Genomic DNA, 21,120 nt, shown 5'->3' on the forward strand with positions numbered 1-21,120 from the left:
GCGGGGTGCCAGCGCCGGGCCTGGCGCTGGTCAGCCGTTGGCGTACTCGATGTAGTCGAGGATTTCGTAGCCGTCGGGGCCGAAGTGGAAGACCTCGAAGGTGGCGGCGGTGGGGTCGCCGTTGTCGTCGAAGTCGATGTTGCCGCTGGTGCCCTGGTAGTCGATGGCCTGGCCGTCGTCGATGAGGTCGCGGCAGGCGGCGAAGGTGGTGCATTCGGTGCCGTCGGGGCGGCTGACCTCGGCGATGTGCTCGACGTAGACGGTGGGGTCGGCGGATCCGGCTGATTCGGCGGCCAGGGCGATCGTGGTGACGCAGTCGAAGATGTGCGGCGCGAACTGGAAGACCTCCAGGCTGGGGTCGAACTCGCGCAGGCCTTCGTTGAACTCGGGGTTGTCGGCGCTGGGGGCGATGCCGGTGGTACCGGTGATGGCGTCGGGTGAGGCGACCCCGATGGTTTGGCCGAGGTCGGGGTCGTTGAGGCCGTCGGTGAGGTAGAACTGGCTTTCGATGCCGCTTTCGATGAGTGCGGCCATGAGCTGTGTGCCCTCCTGGAAGGAGATGAGGGCGACGGCGTCGGCTTCCGCGGTGACCGCGGCGGTGATGACGGCGCCGAAGTTGGTGGCGTCGGGGTCGTAGGTCTCGGTGAGGACGACGTTGGCGCCCAGGGCGTTGAGTTCGGCTTCGACGGCGTTGAGGTAGCCGTTCCCGTAGTCGTCGGCGCGGGCGATGAGGGCGACGTCGGCGTGGTTGTCGTCGAGGATCTTCTGGGCGAGGACGGGGCCGGCGAGCAGGTCGCTGGGTGCGGTGCGGAAGTAGTAGCCGCCGTCGTCGATGTCGCTGAGGTCGGGTGAGGTGTTGGAGCCCGAGCACTGGACGATCTGTGCGCCCGTGATGGTGTCGTAGCTGGCCTGGGTCATGGCTGAGGCGGCGGCGCCGATGACGGCGTTGACGTTGTCGGAGACGAGGTTGTTGGCTGCCTGGTTGGCCTGGGCGGCGTCGCCGGCCTCGTCGGCTTGGACGGGTGGGGGGACCTCGGCGCCGAGGATGCCGCCGGCTTTGTTGATTTCGTCGATGGCGTAGTCGACGGCGGCTATCTGGGGTGGGGCGAGGAAGGCGAGGGCACCGGTCTGGGGGTAGAGGAGACCGTAGGTGAACGCGGTGTCGTCGTCGTTGCCCAGGTCGAGTCCCTCGCCGCAGGCGGTGAGGGCGAGGGTGAGGCTGAGGGCTGCTGCGGACAGGGTCAGGGTTGTGCGGGTCGGCATGGCGGTGGTCCGTTCGGGTGGCGGGGTGCGGCCGGTGTCCGGGGCCGCGGGGCGTTGTGCGGGGGTGTGGTGGCCGTCACCGTTGGAGCGGAGGGTATATACGGCTAGGCACGGCGCGCGGGTGTGCGGCCGTGCCGGTGCGGGAGCGTTCGGGGTACAGATGAGTCCGGGGGTGCGGGGTGGTGTCCCCGCACCCCCGGACGGTGCGCGTCGCTGACGTTGGCTCCTACCGGGGAACGTGTGTTCTCAGGTGGGGTGCGGCGCTAGGTGTGGCCGGTGGTTACTCGTTCGCCGAGTACTCCTCGAAGCCGAGGGTCTCGTAGCCGTCGTCGCCGAAGTGGAAGACCTCGAAGGTGGCGGCGGTGGGGTCGCCGTTGTCGTCGAAGTCGATGTTGCCGCTGGTGCCCTGGAAGTCGATGTCCTCGCCGTCGGCGAGCAGGTCACGGCATTCGGCGAAGCTGAAGCACTCGGTGCCCTCGGGGCGGCTGATCTCCGGCAGGTGCTCGACGTAGTCGGAGCCGTTCACGGACCCGGCGGCCTCGGCGGCCAGGGCGATCGCGGTGACGCAGTCGAAGACCTGCGGGGCGAACTGGAAGACGTCGAGGTTCTCGTCGAAGGCGCGCAGGCCCTCGTTGAACTCGGGGTTGTCCGCGCCGGGAGCGACGCCGGTGACCCCGTCGATGACGCTGGGGTCGTCCTCGTTGACGGTCTCACCGAGCTCCGGGTCGTTGAGGCCGTCGGTGATGTAGAGCTGGTCGCCTCCGATGCCGGCCTCGATGAGCTCGGCCATGACCTGGGCGCCCTCCTGGAAGGAGATCAGCGCGATCGCGTCGGGGTCCTCTCCGGTGACCGAGTTGATCACGGAGTCGAAGTTGGTGGCGTCGGGGTCGTAGCTCTCCGTGGTGACCACGTTGGCGCCCTGGGCTTCGATTTCCTCCTCGACAGCACGGAGGTAGCCGTCGCCGTAGTCGTCGGCGCGGGCGACGATGGCGATGTCGACGTGGTTGTCCTCGATCATCTGGCGGGCCAGGACCGGGCCGGAGAGCAGGTCGCTGGGCGCGGTGCGGAAGTAGTAGCCGCCGTCGTCGATGTCGGTGAGGTCGGGCGCGGTGTTGGAGCCCGAGCACTGGACGATCTCGGCCGCGGTGATGGTGTCGTAGCTGGCCTGGGTCATGCTCGAGGCCGCGGCGCCGATGACGGCGTTGACGTCGGCCGAGACGAGGTCGTTGGCCGCCTGGTTGGCCTGGGCGGCGTCGCCGGCCTCGTCGCCTTCGACGATGGCCGGGACCTCGGTGCCGAGGATGCCGCCGGCGTCGTTGATCTCGGAGATCGCGTACTGGGCGGCGGTGATCTGGGGCGGGCCGAGGAAGGCGAGGGCACCGGTCTGTGGGTAGAGGATGCCGAAGGTGAACTCTTCGCCGGCTTCGCCGTTGCCGCCACCGTTGCCGTTGGCGCCGTTGTCTCCGTCACCGTTGCCACATGCGGTCAGCCCGAGCACGAGGGCCGCGGTTGCGGCAGTGAGTCCTAGGAGCTTCTTGCTTGCCATGATCGTGGTCACTCCGTTCAACCGGCTGTTCTGCGCAGCCGTGGCGATGGTGCTGGTACGTCCTGATGCCCGCGGATGCCCGTGTTGTGTGGCATGACTTAATCAGGAGTGTTAGCGGAGCTTAATCAGGTATCGGGTGCCAGCGGAAGTCAACTGGGGGTGTTGCGTCTCAGTCGCCTTCTGCTCGTTATGAGTCTGTAGCCGTGGTGTGGCCGCTCGTTGGACGTGTCCTGACCGTGTCGGGGTGCTTGGTGGCTGGTTGTCATGGTGTGGCGTCGTGGCGTGCTGGTTTGTCCAGTGCCGGTGTCTGGGCTGGTGGCGTTAGTCGGGCTTCACTCATGGTGGCGGCCGTGCTTACGGCGACGGGCCCCGCCTCCGGTCGCGCTGGTGCGCGGGGTCCGGGGTGCGGGGCCCGTGGGGTTGGCGTGCCTGCTGGGGTGCTGCCGTCAGGGTTCGTGCTGTTGCTGCGTGCTGTTACTGGGGTGCGTCGCGCAGCATGCAGGTCAGCCGGGAGGTGCACACCTTCTTGCCGTTGTCGTCGGTGATGGTGATGTCCCAGGTGGCGAGGGTGCGGCCCAGGTGGACGGGGGTGGCTACCCCGGTGACGTGGCCTTCGGTGGCGGAGCGGTGGTGGGTCGCGTTGATCTCGATGCCCACGGCGATGCGGCCGAACCGCTGGGCGTGGATGGTGGATCCGATGGATCCGAGGGACTCGGCGAGGACGCAGGAGGCGCCGCCGTGCAGGAGGCCGAAGGGCTGGCGGTTGCCTTCGACCGGCATGCGGCCCACGACGCGTTCGGTGGAGGCCTCGGTGATCTCGATGCCCATGCTCTGGCCCAGTCCGCCGATGAGTGCGCCGGAGTCGATGAGTTCGCGCAGTGTGTCGGCGTCTGTGGTCATGGTGGTGCCTTCCGATCCGCTCAGGTGATCCCGTATCCGGTCGAACCGACCGGGGCGGGGGTGGTGTTCCCGCGGCGATGGCCTCGGGATGTCTGCTGCGCATCCTAGCTTGGCGTTTAACCTGCTTGCTTGGCTCCGGGGTGCCCCGTAGTGCCCGTTTTGTTCTTCTTGGGAACCCCGTATCGGGGAGCTGGACGCTTGTTCTGGCTCCCCACCGGACGCCCCGGACCAGGCCCGCAGGATTTCGGTGCACCCACACACACCGGCAGGTCAGCGCGAATGTACCGAAACCCCCGACGCACCCGCGCCGGACTCATCCGGTCCGCTTCCACCAGCCGATGCCAGGGCAATCTGACCTGACGCGCCAACAACCGGGCCAGACGTAGCTGGGTATAGGCCACCACGACCAGCCAGGACCACCGGTCCGCCGATCGCGGGTCCCGTAGCCGGGGTGCGTTCCACCCCAACGACTGTTTGAGGAAGCGGAAGGTGTGCTCGATGTCGAACCGGCGCAAATAAGCCCACCACATCTGACTGACCTGCTCTGAGCGCATGCCGGTGGCTGAGGACCACAACCACAACGGTTTGGGATCGCGCCGCGAGGGCAAAGCCTGCACCTGCAACAACACCAGGGTGCCCTCGATCACCGGTAGCTCACCGGGGTGCTCGGCCCAGGCTGAGCGGTGGGTCAGCCGGGGATGCATCCGATCCCAGGAGCGCGCGGTGGCACTGCCGTAGCGGCGGGTGGCAGCGGTGGTCACCGTCTCCGGCTCGGGCCAGGTATCGGGGGCGGCCATCCGTAGGGCAGCCCCGTGTTTGGGCGGGCGCCCGTTGGCTGAGATCGGTCGGTGCTCGGCTGGGCCGTAGAGCACCCGGTTGGAGGGCAACCGGCCCACCACCTGAACGGGCAGATCAGCGAGCAGATAGGCCAGACGAGGACTGTCATAGCCCGCGTCAACCACCACCACAATGTCGGGATCGCCCTGCTGGTGGTGTTCAGCCCTGATCAATCGGGCGATCAGCTGGCGGACTTGGTGGGCGGTGACGGTGGTGGGGTCCTCGTCACTGTGCAGGCGGCGCAGGTCCAGGGGCGCGGTCCAGGAGGTGGAGCCCTCTTCCAGTGCGACGATCATGGAGTAGGGCCAGCCCGGGACCATCTCGGCCTGGCCGGTGCCGCGCCCGTAGGTGTGGCACCAGGCCCGGTCAGGGCTGGTCCAGGCGTCCGGGCGCAGCCAGGGGGAGACATCGCAGGCCAACACGATGCGCCCGTGGAAGCGGGGCAGGGGCAGCGAGGCCAGGATCGATCGCAGTTGGGTGGTGTCGATGCTTCCGTGGGCCAGGGCGGCGTAGGCCGAGCCGTGGCCGCGGTGGTGTTCGGGCTCCAGGGAGAGTTGTGCCAGGTGGCGCACGGGGGTCGGGGTGCTGACCAGGGCTTCGCAGACCTCGAAGAGGGCGTCAGCACGTGTGGTCAGGCAGGCGTGGAACTGGGAGCGGAATCGGGCCAATGTCGACAGTGGCTCGACAGGGGTGTGCTGGTGCAGCAGACTCATGGTGACGGCCTTCGTTGTGATCAGGTGTGTTCGTGGTTGAAGCACATGATCACGCGAAGGCCGTTGTGCTGTCCGGGAAACAACGAAGCCCGTGACCGGGACGGTATCCGGTCACGGGCTCGAGGTTAAACGCCAAGCTAGGATTTGTTCTGTGGTGACCAAGCGAGAGACCCCCGAACAGACATCCCCGGCCGACGGCGGGCGCCCCCGCCTGCTTCTTCTGGACGGCCATTCGATGGCCTTCCGCGCGTTCTTCGCGCTTCCGGTGGAGAAGTTCGGTACGAGTACCGGACAGTCCACCAACGCCGTCTACGGCTTCGCGTCCATGCTGGTGAAGCTGTTGCGCGATGAGGAGCCGACGCACGTCGCGGTGGCGTGGGACCTGTCGGGCCCCACCTTCCGGGACGAGGTGTACGAGGGCTACAAGGGGGGCCGTTCGGAGACCCCGCCGGAGTTCCCCTCCCAGGTGCCGCTGACACAGGACCTGATGCGGTTGATCGGCGTGACCAACCTGTCGGCGCCGGGGTTCGAGGCCGACGACGTGATCGCCACGCTCGCGCACCAGGGCGGTGCGGCCGGGATGGAGGTGCTGATCGCCTCCGGTGACCGGGACGCCTTCCAGCTGGTGACCGAGGACTGCACGGTGCTCTACCCGGGCAAGAGCCTGTCGGACCTGCGCCGGATGGATCCGGATGCGGTCCAGGACAAGTACGGGGTGAGCCCGGAGCGGTACCGGGACCTGGCGGCGCTGGTGGGGGAGAAGGCCGACAACCTGCCGGGTGTGCCGGGGGTGGGTCCCAAGACCGCCGCGAAGTGGATCCAGAAGTTCGGTTCGCTGGAGGAGCTGGTCACCCGGGCCGACGAGGTGCCGGGCAAGGCGGGGCAGAACTTCCGCGACCATCTGGACGACGTACTGCGCAACCAGCGGCTGAACAAGCTGGTCACCGACGTGGCGTTGGACGCGGGTGTGGCGGAGCTGGCGCTGGGCGAGGCCGATCGGGCCGGGATCGACGCTCTCTTCGACAACCTGGAGTTCGCCTCCAACCTGCGTGAGCGCCTGTACGCGGTGATCCGCTCTGGTCGGGACGAGGCGGAGGGCGCGGGGGACGGCGAGCCCGTCGAGGGCTTCGAGGTGGACGTGACGGCCGCTGGGACCGGCCAGGTGGCGGTCTGGCTGGCCGAGCACGCCGCGGCCGGGGCTCTCACCGAGCGGGCCCCGGCGGGGCTGGCCGTGGAGGGCGTCTGGGGGCAGGGGACCGGCCGGGTGGACGCCCTGGCCGTGACCGTGCCGAGCGGTGCCTCGCTGCTGGTGGACCCCACCCTGTTGGACGCGGCCGACACCGAGGCTCTGGCGGCGTTCTTGGCGGACGCGGACCGGCCCAAGGTGGTGCACGAGTACAAGGGCGCGCTGCTGGCCCTGGGCGCGCACGGGTGGTCGCTCGGCGGGGTGGTCAGTGACTCCGCGTTGGCGGCGTACCTCGCGCAGCCGGGGCAGCGCCGGTTCGACCTGGCGGATCTGTGCCGCAAGTACCTGGGTCGGGAGCTGGAGGAGGACACCGACGGTGCCCAGATGACCCTGGACCTGGGCGAGGAGGGCGGCAGCGGGCGCGGTCACGCCCTGGCCGTGCGGGCGGCTGCCACCCGGGACCTGGCGGGTGTGCTCGCCGCGGAGCTGGACAAGCGGGGCGGTACCCACCTGTTGCACGAGGTGGAGCTGCCGTTGGTGGACGTGCTGGCGCGGTTGGAGCGTGCGGGTATCGCCGCGGACCGCGAGTACCTGGAGGGGTTGCAGGGGGAGTTCGCCGCTGCTGCCCGGGGTGCGGTGGAGCGTGCGCACGAGATCGTGGGCCGCGAGTTCAACCTGGGTTCGCCCAAGCAGTTGCAGCAGGTGCTGTTCGAGGACCTGGAGCTGCCCAAGACCAAGAAGATCAAGTCGGGGTACACGACGGACGCGGACGCGTTGGCGTGGCTGGCGACGCAGACCGACAGTGAGCTGCCGGGGGTGCTGCTGCACCACCGGGACCAGACGAAGCTGCGGACGACGGTCGAGGGTCTGCTGAAGACGGTCGGGGACGACGGGCGGATCCACACCACGTTCAACCAGACGGTGGCGGCGACGGGGCGGCTCAGTTCGACCGACCCGAACCTGCAGAACATTCCGGTGCGCACGGACGTGGGGCGGCGGATCCGGCGGGCGTTCGTGGTCGGTGCGGGTTTCGAGGAGTTGCTCACGGCGGACTACAGCCAGATCGAGCTGCGTATCATGGCGCACCTGTCGGGTGAGAAGGCGCTGATCGACGCGTTCAACAGCGGGTACGACTTCCACGCGCAGATGGCCTCGCAGGTCTTCGGTATCGCGGTGCAGGAGGTCGACGGTGAGGCGCGTTCCAAGATCAAGGCGATGAGCTACGGGTTGGCGTACGGGCTGAGCGCGTACGGGCTGTCGCAGCAGCTGGGGATCGAGCCGGCAGAGGCGAAGAAACTGATGGAGGACTACTTCGCGAGCTTCGGCGGGGTGCGCGACTACCTGAACGAGGTCGTGGACCAGGCCCGCAAGGTGGGGTACACCGAGACGATCCTGGGGCGCCGCCGGTACCTGCCGGACCTGACGAGCGACAACCGCCAGCGCCGGGAGATGGCCGAGCGGATGGCGTTGAACGCGCCGATCCAGGGTTCGGCGGCCGACATCATCAAGGTGGCGATGCTGCAGGTGGACGCGGCGCTGACTGAGGGCGGGTTCGCTTCCCGGGTGCTGTTGCAGGTGCACGACGAACTCGTGGTGGAGGTCGCGCCGGGTGAGCGCGAGGCGGTCGAAAACCTCGTGACGCACGAGATGGGCTCGGCCTATGATCTGCGTGTCCCGCTGGGGGTCTCGGTCGGCAGCGGGCAGAACTGGCATGACGCCGCGCACTAGGGCGCGGCGGCGCTGAATTCGGAGGTGGGGACGGTGGCGGGGCAGGAAGAGACCACGAAAGGTCTGGCCGTGGGACCCGTGACCGTTCCCGCCGACGCGTTGACGTGGCGGTTCTCCCGGTCCTCGGGGCCGGGCGGGCAGCACGTGAACACGTCGGACACCCGCGTGTCGCTGTCGTTGGACGTGGCCTCGTGCCGGGCGCTGGGCGCCACGCGGCGTGCGCGCGCCCTGGAGCGGCTGGAGGGGCGGCTGGTGGACGGGGTGTTGACGGTGTCGGCGCAGACCCACCGGTCCCAGGTCCGCAACCGGGTCGAGGCGCGGGAGCGGCTGGCGGCGATCCTGGCGGAGGCGATCGCGCCCCCGCCGCCGGAGCGCCGCAAGACGCGGCCGAGCAGGTCGGCGAAGCGTCGTCGGCTGGAGGCCAAGCGCCGCCGCGGCGACGTGAAGAAGGCGCGCTCGCGTCCGCCGATGGACTGACGGCCGGCGGTCCCGGGGCTGCCCCGGTCGAGTCCCGGTGGGCTCTGTGTGCGCTCCGAGTCGGCTCCGGGCGTGTCCTGGTGGCGCTCGGGCGGCTCCCGGATGGCTGTGGAGCCGCCCTCAGGTGACGTTCGGGGGGCGTCTTGGTGATTTTTTCCGGACGTGTCCGACCGGTCTCCCGGGGCGGGGTGCGGGGCGCTGCTTGCCCTGTCGGACATGGGCGGGCACCCAGTTGATCTTCGCCGCCGGGCTCCGGTAAATTGCGCTCGATACGGCCTTCGTCGGGTTGGCGGTCCGGGGTTCCGATTGACCAGGACGCCCTTGTCTCATATTCTGGCGTCAGTGTTGTGGGTTCGTGCGGGCGTCCGCTGTCTCAGTAGGGGGCAGGAGGGTTGCACCGCTTCGGTCTCCAAATCTGGACCCGGCGGCTGGCGGTCACGGACGGCTCGTTCCGTAATGTGACCCTCGCTTCTTACTTCTGGACGGCGGATCGACGGGCTCGAACCTGCAACGTGCCCATTTTCTGAACCTGTCCGTATCCGGAGTCCACCCACAAATGACGAGCAGCACCGAGGCCACCTCGACACCCCAGGTAGCGGTCAACGACATCGGGTCCGAGGAAGCCTTCCTCGCGGCGATCGACGAGACCATCAAGTACTTCAACGACGGTGACATTGTCGAGGGCACCATCGTGAAGGTCGATCGAGACGAGGTCTTGCTCGACATCGGCTACAAGACCGAGGGTGTGATCCCCTCCCGGGAACTGTCGATCAAGCACGACGTCGACCCCGGTGAGGTCGTTGCTGTCGGCGACCAGGTCGAAGCCCTCGTTCTCCAGAAGGAGGACAAGGAAGGCCGTCTTATCCTGTCCAAGAAGCGCGCTCAGTACGAGCGGGCCTGGGGCACGATCGAGAAGATCAAGGAAGAGGACGGCGTCGTCACCGGCACCGTCATCGAGGTCGTCAAGGGCGGCCTCATCCTCGACATCGGCCTGCGCGGCTTCCTGCCCGCGTCGCTCGTCGAGATGCGTCGCGTCCGCGACCTGCAGCCCTACGTCGGCCGCGAGCTCGAAGCGAAGATCATCGAGCTGGACAAGAACCGCAACAACGTGGTCCTGTCCCGTCGCGCCTGGCTGGAGCAGACCCAGTCCGAGGTTCGCCAGACGTTCCTCAACACCCTCCAGAAGGGTCAGATCCGCAAGGGCGTCGTCTCCTCGATCGTCAACTTCGGTGCCTTCGTGGACCTGGGTGGCGTCGACGGTCTGGTGCACGTCTCCGAGCTGTCCTGGAAGCACATCGACCACCCGAGCGAGGTTGTCGAGGTCGGCCAGGAGGTCACCGTCGAGGTTCTCGACGTGGACATGGAGCGCGAGCGCGTCTCCCTGTCGCTCAAGGCGACCCAGGAAGACCCGTGGCAGCAGTTCGCCCGGACCCACCAGATCGGCCAGGTCGTTCCCGGCAAGGTCACCAAGCTGGTTCCGTTCGGTGCGTTCGTGCGCGTCGAAGAGGGCATCGAGGGTCTGGTCCACATCTCCGAGCTGGCCGAGCGCCACGTCGAGGTGCCGGAGCAGGTCGTCCAGGTCGGCACCGAGATCTTCGTCAAGATCATCGACATCGACCTCGACCGCCGTCGCATCAGCCTCTCGCTGAAGCAGGCCAACGAGAGCGTCTCGCCCGACCAGGTGGACTTCGACCCCACCCTGTACGGCATGGCCGCGGACTACGACGAGCAGGGCAACTACAAGTACCCCGAGGGCTTCGACGCGGACAGCGGCGAGTGGCTCGAGGGCTTCGAGGCCCAGCGCGACGAGTGGGAGCGCAGCTACGCCGAGGCGCAGGCTCGCTTCGAGGCTCACCGCAAGCAGGTTGAGGAGGCGCTCGCGGCCGAGGCCGACGCCGCCAACGCTCCCGCCCCGGAGGAGGAAGAGGAGGACTACACCGGTGGTGCCGCGCAGAGCACCGGCGGTTCGTCGTCCAGCTCCGACTCCACCAGCGGCGCGCTCGCCTCTGACGAGGCGCTGGCCGCCCTCCGCGAGAAGCTCGCGGGCGGCGAGGCCTAAAAAGGTCTCATCGCCGGGCTCCGGCCCGAGTGACGGTTTGCCGAAGGGCCGTCCCCACCACGTGGGGGCGGCCCTTCGCCGTGGTGTGCCCAGCATGGGCAGTTGCTTGGAGGTGGAAGTCCTCTAGAGGAAGCGGCAGTGCTAACTCTGAGCCGGAGGCAACGGCGTCACCGCGAGGTGGGGTCGGGAGGAAGCCCGAGGCGAAACCCTGCACTGAGGAACACGAACCGCATACAAGGCAGTCCGGTCGGGGTGAGCCAGCCATGGATGGCGAAGCCCGTCACTGCCAAGACGGCCGGGGTGTAGATGCGGCAGGCGTAGGGGGAAAGTAGCTGTTCTTACCTGGGGAGGTCTGTCCGGGTGTCGGTTGTGCTGAGTATGTCGCCGCGCCGACGGCCGCGACCGCAAGGGAGCGGCTGACCGGGCAGAAGTCAGCAGAGGTCGTAGTACCAGCCGGGATCGCTCGTGGGCTGGGAAGGGCCGAACGTCAAATGGGACAGAGGAACCGGTGCCGCTCGTGCTGGTCACACAGATCGCAGCCACCCCGCCGAAGGCGGGCCTGCGGTGGGAGGGGACGGTGCATTTCCGTTGAGTACCGCCGTAGAGCGTAGTGACCTGTCGGCGCGGCCTGGAGACGATGTCCACCACGGCCAGGGGGATCTGTGGCAGCGAATGCTGTCCAGCGCGAACCTGGCCGCGGCGCTCGAACGGGTCGAGACCAACCGGGGTGCCCCGGGTGTGGATGGAGTCACTACCGCTGATCTGCGGGGATGGCTGCGCGAGCACTGGGAGGGCGTTCGGGAAGAACTCGACGCGGGGAGATACCGGCCCTCGCCGGTCCGCCGGGTGATGATCCCCAAGCCCGGGGGCGGCGAGCGGATGCTGGGTGTTCCCACGGTGCTGGACCGTTTGATCCAGCAGGCCATCGCGCAGGTCCTCACCCCGATCTTCGACCCGGAGTTCTCCGGGTCTTCGTTCGGGTTCCGTCCCGGCCGGTCCGCCCATCAGGCGGTGCGGGTCGCGCGGCGGGCTATTGAGGACGGCCACCGATGGGTCGTGGACATCGACCTGGACCGGTTCTTCGACCGGGTCCAGCACGATGTGTTGATGGCCCGGGTGGCGCGCAGGGTTGACGACCGCAGGGTGCTGCGACTGATCCGGTCCTTTCTGGAAGCCGGGATCATGGCGGACGGGGTCAAGATGCCGAGCGCGCAGGGGACCCCGCAGGGGTCTCCGCTTTCGCCGGTCCTGTCCAACATCATGCTCGACGACCTGGATCGGGAGCTGTGGCGTCGCGGTCACCGGTTCGTGCGCTACGCCGATGACATCCGTGTCTTCACGCGTAGCAGGCGGGCCGCTCACAGGGTGCTCGACTCGATCACGGTCGTGGTCGAGCAGCGGTTGAAGCTGAAGGTGAACCGGGAGAAGTCGAAGGTGGTTCCGGCATCCGTCGCGACGTTGCTGGGGTTCGGTTTCTACTTCACCCGGGCCGGGGTGCGTATCCGGGTCGATCCCAAGGCGCTCAGGCGCTGGAAGGTGCGGATCCGGGAGCTGACCTCGCGCCGGTGGTCGGTTGCGATGGAGTATCGCATCGGCCGGTTGAACCGGTTCATCGTCGGGTGGATGGGTTACTTCCGGCTCGCGGACACCCCCAGGGTGTTCCAGGGGTTGGATGAATGGCTCCGCCGCAGGATGCGGCAGGTCCGTTGGAAGGAATGGAAGCGGGCCAGGACCCGCCGCCGGATGTTGCGCTCGCTCGGTATCTCGGATCGTGTGGCCCGGGACTGGGTGATCAGCAGCAAGGGGTACTGGCGGATCGGTGGCTCGGTCGTCCTTCAGCAGGCGCTGCCCAACTCCTACTGGGAGGGCTTTGGTCTGCGGATGCTCAAGCCGACCTGGCAGCGGTTGAGATCAGTTTGACGAACCGCCGGATGCGGGCCCGCATGTCCGGTGGTGTGGGGGGAGGGCCGGGCGACCCGGCCCTCCTACCCGATTCCGGAACCGGAGCCCGGAGGCTGGAGCAGGGGGAAGGGGCCAGCGGAGCGGACCCTGGCGCTGCGGTACTGAGCTCCTCCCGCTGTACCCTCAGGCCGGGTTTCGCTTCCCCGTCCGAAGTCCTCAACCAGACCCTCATTGCAACAACCACTTGACCCCAAGGCGCCGAACTTGCTCCTGGTAGCAAGATCAACGGGGATGAGGTGCGCAAGCAACGGATGGGCCGTCAGCGAAACCCAGGAACAGACCGCACCCAGCCTCAGTGCCCAGTACGTCTAGGCTGGTTTCCGGTCGGCCCCGGGCGGGGGCCGTTTGAGGAGACGACGTGTTCGACATCTACCCGGCCACCCCGGATGACGCCGGTGAGATCTTCACCCTGCAGCGTGCCGCCTACGTCGACGAGGCCCAGGCCTACGGAGACCCGTTCATCCTGCCGCTCACCGAAGGGCTGTCCCGGATCGAGGGACTGCTCGCCGACGAGGCGGCCCTGGTGCTCAAGGTCGTGGCCGGGCACCGCCTGGTCGGGGCGGTGCGGGCCGGGACCACCGAGACCACCGGGGTGGTCGGCCGCCTCGTGGTCGCCCCGGACCAGCGCAGGCGCGGGATCGCCCGGGCGCTGCTGACCCGGGTGGAGCGGGATCTGCGCGAACGCAGGCCCGACCTGACCGCGCTGACCCTGTTCACCGGGGCGCAGAGCCCGGAGAACCAGCGCCTGTACCGGGCGCTGGGCTATGCCGAGACCCACCGGGAGCGGGTCGCCGACCACCTGGTGATGGTGCACATGCGCAAGGAGTTGGAGCGGGTGGCGAGTTCGGGCAGGTGACCGCGGGGTCGGCGTGACGCTGTCCGGCCCTGGGCTCTAGGGTTTGGCCATGCTGAAAGTGGGACTCACCGGCGGGATCGGTTCGGGTAAGAGCGCGGTGTCCTCCGCGCTGTCCTCCTACGGCGCGGTGGTGATCGACGCCGACGTCATCGCCCGGGAGGTCGTCGAGCCCGGCACCCCGGGGCTGGCGGAGGTCGTCGCCGAGTTCGGCGAGGGGGTACTGACCGCCGATGGGCGGCTGGACCGGCCCAGGCTCGGGGAGATCGTCTTCGCCGACGAGAACCGGCTGGCCAGCCTCAACGCCATCGTCCACCCCCGCGTGGCCGAGCGCAGCGGCCAGCTCATGGAGAAGGCGCTGGCCTCCGACGCCAAGGTAGTCGTCTACGACGTGCCGCTGCTGGTGGAGAACGGACTGGAGTCGCTCTACGACGTCGTGGTCGTGGTGGACACCCCCGACGACGTTCGCGTGGAACGCGTCTCCCGGGACCGGGGGATGCCGCGCGAGCAGGTGCGGGCCCGTATCGAAGCCCAGGCCGACCGTGCGACCCGACTGGCCTCGGCCGACCTTGTGGTGGACAACTCCGGCACCCGCGAGGAACTCGCCGAACGCGTCGCCGAGCTGTGGCGCGAACTCCTGGAGCGCGCCGGTTAGCAGTTCAAGGATGATCCTGCTACCAGGAGCGAGTTCGGCGATTTCGCTTCTGGTAGCAAGATCACGGTGGATACAGAGGGTGCTGATCTGTGGCGTCGGATGACTCTGGCGGAGAGCTTGGGGTTGAAGGTCGCCCGGGGACTGGAGGACAAGGTGCGCACGACCGATCCGGCGGGCGGAAGGGGACGTACGGTGGGACGACGCAACCCCGGTGTTGGTTCCGCTTTCGTTCGGTGACGGTTCGGTAACCGGTCAAGGTTCGGGCCTAGGTGTCGGGGCTCTCGTCCTGCTGCTGGCCCCGGGGCCCGGAACGCAGGGCGTCGGACAGGGAGCTGCCCGCGGCCACTGCCTCCTGGACGAGTTCCTCGCGGACGGTGTGCGCGGCCTGGACGCTCAGCAGGCTGGAGTCGAGTTCGTCGGTGCGGACCGGGTCCTGGCCCGAATTCAGGGCGAGGTCGGCGTAGTCTCCGGCGCGGTCGGCGATCTCCTGGCACTGTTCCCACTCGCGGTGGGCGGTGACGGCGGCGTGGACGCGCTCACCGTAGGCGGCCAGGGCGTCGACCCGGGCGGAGATGGCCTTGTGCGCGCGGGTGACGGCCTCGTTCTGGGGCGCCAGGGCCTGGGTGACCTGGTCGGAGACGGCGTTCTTGCGGCGTTGGAGGAGTTCGCGGCGCAGGGTGCGCAGACGTAGGAGTTCCTTGGCCAAGCGCCACTCCTCCTCCTTGAGCAGGGGCAGGGTGTGGGTGGCGTCGAATGAGTCGCCCAGGACGCGGCGGCCCTCCTCGACGCGGTCGGTGGCCTGTTGGAGGCGGGCGAACAGGTGCGCTTCGGGTTCCTCGCGGCGGGTGGCGTAGCTGGAGGGGCGGCCGAAGTCCTCGGGCAGGACGTACCTGTCGTGGTTCTCCGCGGACAGGCGGGCGGCCATGCCCGGGCGCATGATGGCCCCGCCGCCGACGACGGCGGAGGTGAGGTAGAGGGCGGCCAGCGAGGGGTCGCCGGGCAGGACGGTTCCGAGCGGTCCCAGGACCTGGTCGAGGGCGACCTGGGCGCCGAGGACGCCGACGACGGAGAGGGGCAGCGCCCAGAAGCTGTGCATGACCAGGTCGGCCCAGTCGTCGGTGGTGCCGTTGCGGTAGGCGACCAGGCCGAGGACGAAGGCGGTCGTGCCCAGGCACAGGAGGATGCTCAGTGGCAGGACGAGCGGGTTGACCAGGAGGGCGAGGGCGGCGGCGGTGGTGCATCCGAGGCTGAGCGCGAGAGCGCTCTCACGCCAGGTGGGGCGGCCCGGCGGCCCTTTGGCCTGCGGTATGAGGCGGTCGGGGCGGGCGCTGAGGCGTTCGATGGTCCGTGCGGGTAGGACCGGGTCGAAGGTGGGACGGCAGGGGTGGGACACGGCGTGCACCTCACTCGTGGGGCACAGGGTTTCCGGGCGCTCCCCTCGATGGTAACTCGGTAGGGTTCGTCCGCACCGGGATGTCGTAGGCGGTCGGTAGCGTTGGGGTGAGGGGACATGCGGGCGATGGGGAGAACTAGTGCGACCGGTCAGTGACATCAAGCGCAGTGAGGCGCCCTTCGAGGTCGTCTCGGAGATGACCCCGGCGGGGGACCAGCCGAGTGCGATCAGGGAGATCACCCATCGGGTGCGCGCGGGCGACGAGCACACCGTGCTGCTGGGCGCCACGGGTACCGGCAAGACGGCGACGGTGGCGTGGACCGTGGAGCAGTTGCAGCGGCCCACGCTGGTGATGCAGCCGAACAAGACCCTGGCGGCGCAGTTCGCCAACGAGCTGCGGCAGATGCTGCCGAACAACGCGGTCGAGTACTTCGTCTCCTACTACGACTACTACCAGCCCGAGGCGTACGTCCCGCAGAGTGACACCTACATCGAGAAGGACTCGTCCATCAACGACGAGGTCGAGCGGCTGCGGCACTCGGCGACCAACTCGCTGCTGACGCGGCGGGACACGATCGTGGTGGCGTCGGTCTCGTGCATCTACGGTCTGGGCACCCCGCAGGAGTACGTGGACCGGATGGCCCAGCTCTCGGTGGGCATGGAGGTGGACCGGGACGATCTGCTGCGCCGTCTGGTGGAGATGCAGTACACGCGTAACGACATGGCGTTCACGCGGGGGACGTTCCGGGTGCGCGGGGACACGATCGAGATCATCCCGGTGTACGAGGAGCTGGCGATCCGCATCGAGATGTTCGGTGACGAGGTCGAGCGGCTGCTGACGCTGCACCCGCTCACCGGCGAGGTGCTGGGGGAGAGCCGGGAGATGTTCATCTTCCCGGCCTCGCACTACGTGGCCGGTGAGGAGCGCACGGAGCGGGCGATCGGCACGATCGAGGCGGAGCTGGGCGAGCGGCTGTCCGAGCTGGAGGGGCAGGGCAAGCTGCTGGAGGCGCAGCGGCTGCGGATGCGCACGACCCATGATCTGGAGATGATGCGCCAGCTGGGGACGTGCTCGGGGATCGAGAACTACTCGCGGCACTTCGACGACCGTGAGCCGGGCAGCGCGCCCAACACGCTGTTGGACTACTTCCCTGAGGACTTCCTGCTGGTCCTGGACGAGTCGCACGTGACGGTGCCGCAGATCGGCGCGATGTACGAGGGTGACGCGGCGCGTAAGCGGACCCTGGTGGACCACGGCTTCCGGTTGCCGTCGGCGATGGACAACCGGCCGCTGAAGTGGGAGGAGTTCACCAAGCGGATCGGGCAGTCGGTGTACCTGTCGGCCACGCCCGGCAAGTACGAGCTTCGGCAGAGCGGCGGAGACGTGGTGGAGCAGGTCATCCGGCCGACCGGACTGGTGGACCCGCAGGTGGTGGTCAAGCCGACCGACGGGCAGATCGACGACCTGGTGCACGAGATCCGGGAGCGTGCGGAGCGCTCGGAGCGGGTGCTGGTGACCACGCTGACCAAGAAGATGGCCGAGGACCTCACGGACTACTTCGCGGAGCTGGGCATCCGGGTGCGGTACCTGCACAGCGAGGTGGACACGCTGCGCCGGGTGGAGCTGCTGCGCGAGCTGCGCGTGGGCGAGTTCGACGTGCTGGTGGGCATCAACCTGCTGCGTGAGGGCCTGGACCTGCCGGAGGTGTCGTTGGTGGCGATCCTGGACGCGGACAAGGAGGGTTTCCTGCGTTCGGAGACCTCGCTGATCCAGACGATCGGGCGTGCGGCGCGTAACGTCGACGGCCAGGTGCACATGTACGCGGACAACGTCACGGACTCGATGCGGGCGGCCATCGACGAGACCACCCGGCGCCGGGACAAGCAGCTGGCGTACAACGCCGAGCACGGGATCGACCCGACGCCGTTGCGCAAGCAGATCGCGGACATCCTGGACACCCTGAACCGGGAGGACATCGACACCGAGGAGCTGATGTCGACGGGGTACCGCCAGGGCGGTAAGTCGGCGAAGGCCCCGGTTCCGGCGTTGGGTGAGCGCGCGGACGTGGCGAACATGCCTCGGGCGGAGCTGGCCGGGCTCATCGAGCAGTTGAGCGCGCAGATGCACCAGGCCGCGACCGACCTGCAGTTCGAGCTGGCGGCCCGGCTGCGGGACGAGATCGGCGAGTTGAAGCGCGAGCTCCGAGGGATGGACGACGCTGGGGTTCAGTGAGCGCAGTGCCCGCCGGTGCGGTGTTCGCGGCTTCGCGGCCTCCGGAGCCACACCTCCCTTGGTATCGAAATAGGAACGATCACAACACGCCCAGGTCGCGAAGTTATCTTCGCGTGACATACTCTTGTGCTTTGCGTAGGCCGTATGTCGCTTTTGTCTTTTTCTGGCGTGGGGGAGTCCATGGTCGGTCGGGTGTGGGGCAGCGTGGGTGCTGTGGTGCTGTCGGGTCTCTTGGTGGCCGGCTGCGGAGCGGATCCGGGCCGAGGCGGCCCGAGGAGGTCGAACCCGGCTCTGACCTGGGCCAGGGGTCGCGAGGCGAGGAGTCGGGCGCCGACGCCGCCGAGGACAACGTGGTCAACGACGAGGTGATCCTGGTGGTCGACAACGGCACTCAGGTGCACGAGGACTGCGCCAACCGCAAGGTGGTGGTCTCGGCCGACGACGCCGTCGTGGTGCTGGACGGTCCTTGCGGACTGGTGAAGGCCACCGGGCGCAACTCCGTGGTGGAGGTGGGCGCCGCCGACAAGATCGTGCTGGTGGGCGTGGACAACCAGGTCTCCTTCGCCTCCGGCGACCCCGAGGTGGTCAACCAGGGGCGCAATACCACGGTCAGCGAGGGCGGCAGCGCCCAGTACTGAGGTTCGCCCCCTGCCGCGGCGGTGGGCCGTAGCGGCGGTTTGACCGCCCCGCCACCCGAGAGTGACCTTCGATCCGTTACCGTGGTGCGCGTCCGTTCGCACCCGCACCCGGGTGTGCGCGGCACCGGGTTGGCCGGGGAAGGTTCCGTGGACTCCCCTTCTCCAGCTTTTCGGTCACCCGTACCGCTTCGAGGGGGTACGGTCGATTCCGTCCCGCCGCACCGGTTTCGTTCGGAAGACGGCACGACGGCAGGGCGGGGCACCGCGACGCGACCGCGTCCGCGACGGCCCTGCAGGGCCGGGGACGTGCGCTTGACGAAGGACCCGCTAGGGGAGGGGTGGATGAGCGGTTATGTCGCGCGGGTGCGACACGACGAGTCGCCCGGAGGCGACGTCGGACTCGACCCGTTGGTGCGTTCCGCCGCCCAGCGCTGGGCGGAGTCGGACCCCCTGCTTCCCGAACCCGTGGGGTTCGCGCCCAACTCCTACCCGCTGCTGACCGTCAGCGACGAGGACGGTCGAACCGTCGCCGCGGGCAGCATGCACTACACCTGGTACCAGCCGGGCGAGGTCGGCCGGATCTGGGGCGTGCCCGACCAGCACTGGCTCACCCCCATCGTCGGCGGCCCCGAACCCGCCCGCGCCCTGGACTCCCTGCTGACCAGCTGGCGCGACCAGCTCGAGGACCTGCCCACCGGCACCGGCTCGGAATCGGCCGCCCTGGTGAGCTGGCCCGCCCGCGACGTCGCCGGGATCATCCCGCTGCAACGCCACGGCCTGCAGCCCTACACCGTGCTCGCCGCCCGCCAGCGCCGCCGCGGGGTTCCGCCCTCGCTGCCGCCGCGCGACGTCGCCATCCGGCTGGCCGACATCAGCGATCTGACCCAGGTGGTCGGACTGCTGATGGAGGAGCACCGCTACGAACAGCACTTCGGCGGGGTTTTCCTGCAACCCGACACCGCCGAGCAGACCCGTAAGGTCGCCGCCCGCGCGCTCAACCGTTCGCGTTCGTGGATCTGGCTGGCCGAACGTCGCGGCCGGGCCGTGGGCCTGCTGTGGGTGTCCCCGCCCGAACGCTCCCGCTGGGCGAAGTCCCTGGTCAAGGCGCGCCCGATCGCGCACATCGGCTACGGGGTGGTCTCCGCGGCCGAACGCGGCCACGGCATCGGCACGGCTCTGGTCAGCCAGGCCCACCAGGCGCTGGACAGTCACGGGGTGGGTGTGTCCGTACTCAACTACGCCGCGATGAACCCCCTCTCGGGGCCGTTCTGGCACCGCATGGGCTACCGCCCGGTCTGGACGACCTGGGAGGTCCGTCCCGCCCTCGCACTGCGCTGACGTCCGTCTGAGCCCCTTCCGGGGGTGTTCGTGGTGCCCCGGTGGCCACCGGGGCTGGCGTGTACCCCCGGGTGAGTGCCACCCGGTGACGGGGATCACCTTGCCGGCTGGTTAGCCTGGGCGCGCAAGCGCAGCGCGGCGAGAGGTGGAGTCGATGGCCGGGGACGATCGTGGGCCCGAGGGCGCCGAGCACGTGGAGATCGTGGAGGTGGGTCCGCGCGACGGCCTCCAGAACGAGGCCACCGTGTTGTCGGTCGAGGACCGCATCGAGCTGATCGGCCGGGCGGTGGCCGCCGGGGTGCGGCGGATCGAGGCGGTCAGTTTCGTCAACCCCAAACGGGTGCCGCAGATGGCCGGGGCCGAGGAGGTCATGGCCGGGGTCGAGCGCGTGCCCGGGGTGTCCTTCATCGGGCTGGCGCTGAACCGGCGCGGCCTGGACCGGGCGCTGGCGGCCGGGGTGTCCGAGGTCAACGTGGCGGTACCGGCCACCGACGGCTTCTGTACGCGCAACCAGGGCTGCACGGTCGACGAGATGCTGGACTCCCTGGCCGACATGGACCGGGCCCTGGAGGGCACCGGGGTGCCGTTGAGCGTCACCGTCTCCACCGCCTTCGGCTGTCCGTTCGACGGTGAGGTCGATCCGGGCCGCGTGGTGGAGGTCGTGCGGCGGATCGCGGACACCGGAGCGGTGGAGATCGCCCTGGCCGACACGATCGGGGTGGGCGTCCCGGCGCAGGTGCGGGACCTGTTGCGCCGCAGCGCCGAGGTGGCGGGCGGGCGGACCCTGCGCTGTCACTTCCACAACACCCGCAACACCGGTTACGCGAACGCGCTCGCGGCGGTTGAGGAGGGGATTCGGGTCCTGGACTCCAGCCTGGGCGGTTTCGGCGGCTGCCCGTTCGCCCCGGCCGCCACCGGCAACATCGCCACCGAGGACCTGCTGTACATGCTGCACCGCAGTGGTCTGCGCACCGGGGTGAGCCTGTCCGGGGCGGCCGCGCTGGGCGACTGGATGGGGGAGCGGCTGGCCAAGGCCCCGCCCGCCTACCTTGGCCGCGCCGGGGCCTTCCCCGCCTGAGGCCGGGGGAGCGCCTACCGCTCCAGGGGCGGGCGTTGCTCACACTCGCGGGCTCCGGGCGACTCCGCGGGCGGCCCGGGGCCGTGCCGTCACGGGTGTTGCCTTCGCCACCCGGGTCGGCGCGCCCGGGGCGGCGAACGCCGTAACGCCAGCGTTTCACGGCAATCGCGCAGGTCGGGGTGGGGAACACGGCAGGGGTGCCGGGCGTTCCCTGGTGTGGGCGAACGGGGGGCCTGTTATCCTGGTGCCCCGTGGAGTCCG

General features: G+C 69.0%; 15 protein-coding genes. 10 read left to right on the top strand and 5 right to left on the bottom strand.

The genetic code is table 11. The annotated features are described in order from the left end of the window. Positions 1-30: 30 nt before the first annotated feature. From HNR07_RS02375 to HNR07_RS02390, 4 genes are all read right to left on the bottom strand, one after another. Positions 31-1,263 (bottom strand): ABC transporter substrate-binding protein, encoded by a 1,233-nt coding sequence (locus HNR07_RS02375; RefSeq protein ID WP_184361317.1) that lies wholly within the window; start codon positions 1,261-1,263, stop codon positions 31-33. Between the two features lie 280 nt (positions 1,264-1,543). Then, on the bottom strand, positions 1,544-2,809 hold the full coding sequence (locus HNR07_RS02380; protein ID WP_184361320.1) for an ABC transporter substrate-binding protein: 1,266 nt from the start codon (positions 2,807-2,809) through the stop codon (positions 1,544-1,546). Between the two features lie 474 nt (positions 2,810-3,283). Further along, positions 3,284-3,709 (bottom strand): PaaI family thioesterase, encoded by a 426-nt coding sequence (locus HNR07_RS02385; protein ID WP_184361323.1) that lies wholly within the window; start codon positions 3,707-3,709, stop codon positions 3,284-3,286. A 116-nt stretch (positions 3,710-3,825) separates the two neighbouring features. Then, positions 3,826-5,259 (bottom strand): NF041680 family putative transposase, encoded by a 1,434-nt coding sequence (locus HNR07_RS02390; RefSeq protein WP_184360963.1) that lies wholly within the window; start codon positions 5,257-5,259, stop codon positions 3,826-3,828. A gap of 151 nt (positions 5,260-5,410) precedes the next feature. Between HNR07_RS02390 and polA the strand changes: the two genes are divergently transcribed. The 6 genes from polA to coaE all read left to right on the top strand — a co-directional run bounded on the left by polA (position 5,411) and on the right by coaE (position 14,179). Further along, positions 5,411-8,173, top strand: a complete 2,763-nt coding sequence (polA, locus tag HNR07_RS02395) for a DNA polymerase I (RefSeq protein WP_184361326.1) — start codon at positions 5,411-5,413, stop codon at positions 8,171-8,173. A gap of 33 nt (positions 8,174-8,206) precedes the next feature. After that, the gene (gene arfB, locus HNR07_RS02400) at positions 8,207-8,650 is read left to right on the top strand and encodes an alternative ribosome rescue aminoacyl-tRNA hydrolase ArfB (RefSeq protein WP_184361329.1); all 444 of its coding nucleotides are present in this window, start codon (positions 8,207-8,209) and stop codon (positions 8,648-8,650) included. Between the two features lie 556 nt (positions 8,651-9,206). Then, positions 9,207-10,709 carry a 30S ribosomal protein S1 gene (rpsA, locus tag HNR07_RS02405; protein WP_184361332.1) on the top strand — a complete coding sequence of 501 codons (1,503 nt, stop codon included), beginning with the start codon at positions 9,207-9,209 and terminating at the stop codon, positions 10,707-10,709. A 672-nt stretch (positions 10,710-11,381) separates the two neighbouring features. After that, on the top strand, positions 11,382-12,629 hold the full coding sequence (gene ltrA, locus HNR07_RS02410; protein ID WP_184361336.1) for a group II intron reverse transcriptase/maturase: 1,248 nt from the start codon (positions 11,382-11,384) through the stop codon (positions 12,627-12,629). 400 nt (positions 12,630-13,029) lie between these two features. After that, positions 13,030-13,527: a GNAT family N-acetyltransferase gene (locus tag HNR07_RS02415; protein ID WP_184361339.1), complete on the top strand. Its 498-nt coding sequence runs from the start codon at positions 13,030-13,032 to the stop codon at positions 13,525-13,527. 49 nt (positions 13,528-13,576) lie between these two features. Next, positions 13,577-14,179, top strand: a complete 603-nt coding sequence (gene coaE, locus HNR07_RS02420) for a dephospho-CoA kinase (protein ID WP_184361342.1) — start codon at positions 13,577-13,579, stop codon at positions 14,177-14,179. Positions 14,180-14,444: 265 nt separating this feature from the next. Here coaE and HNR07_RS02425 read toward each other — a convergent pair whose 3' ends face one another. Then, entirely contained in the window at positions 14,445-15,572 is a 1,128-nt protein-coding gene (locus HNR07_RS02425) for a hypothetical protein (protein ID WP_184361346.1), read from the bottom strand. A gap of 139 nt (positions 15,573-15,711) precedes the next feature. On the opposite strand from HNR07_RS02425, the gene uvrB reads away from it, so the two are divergent. The 4 genes from uvrB (at position 15,712) to HNR07_RS02445 (ending at position 20,859) form a co-directional block, all read left to right on the top strand. Next, positions 15,712-17,805 (top strand): excinuclease ABC subunit UvrB, encoded by a 2,094-nt coding sequence (gene uvrB / locus HNR07_RS02430; protein WP_184361349.1) that lies wholly within the window; start codon positions 15,712-15,714, stop codon positions 17,803-17,805. 194 nt (positions 17,806-17,999) lie between these two features. Continuing rightward, positions 18,000-18,443 (top strand): DUF3060 domain-containing protein, encoded by a 444-nt coding sequence (locus HNR07_RS02435; RefSeq protein WP_376769896.1) that lies wholly within the window; start codon positions 18,000-18,002, stop codon positions 18,441-18,443. 342 nt (positions 18,444-18,785) lie between these two features. Next, positions 18,786-19,781 (top strand): GNAT family N-acetyltransferase, encoded by a 996-nt coding sequence (locus HNR07_RS02440; RefSeq protein WP_017579875.1) that lies wholly within the window; start codon positions 18,786-18,788, stop codon positions 19,779-19,781. 154 nt (positions 19,782-19,935) lie between these two features. Continuing rightward, positions 19,936-20,859 carry a hydroxymethylglutaryl-CoA lyase gene (locus tag HNR07_RS02445; RefSeq protein WP_184361352.1) on the top strand — a complete coding sequence of 308 codons (924 nt, stop codon included), beginning with the start codon at positions 19,936-19,938 and terminating at the stop codon, positions 20,857-20,859. Positions 20,860-21,120: the final 261 nt, after the last annotated feature.

Origin of the sequence: Nocardiopsis metallicus, from assembly GCF_014201115.1 — a bacterium.
In the GTDB taxonomy this organism is placed as follows: Bacteria; Actinomycetota; Actinomycetes; order Streptosporangiales; family Streptosporangiaceae; genus Nocardiopsis; species Nocardiopsis metallicus.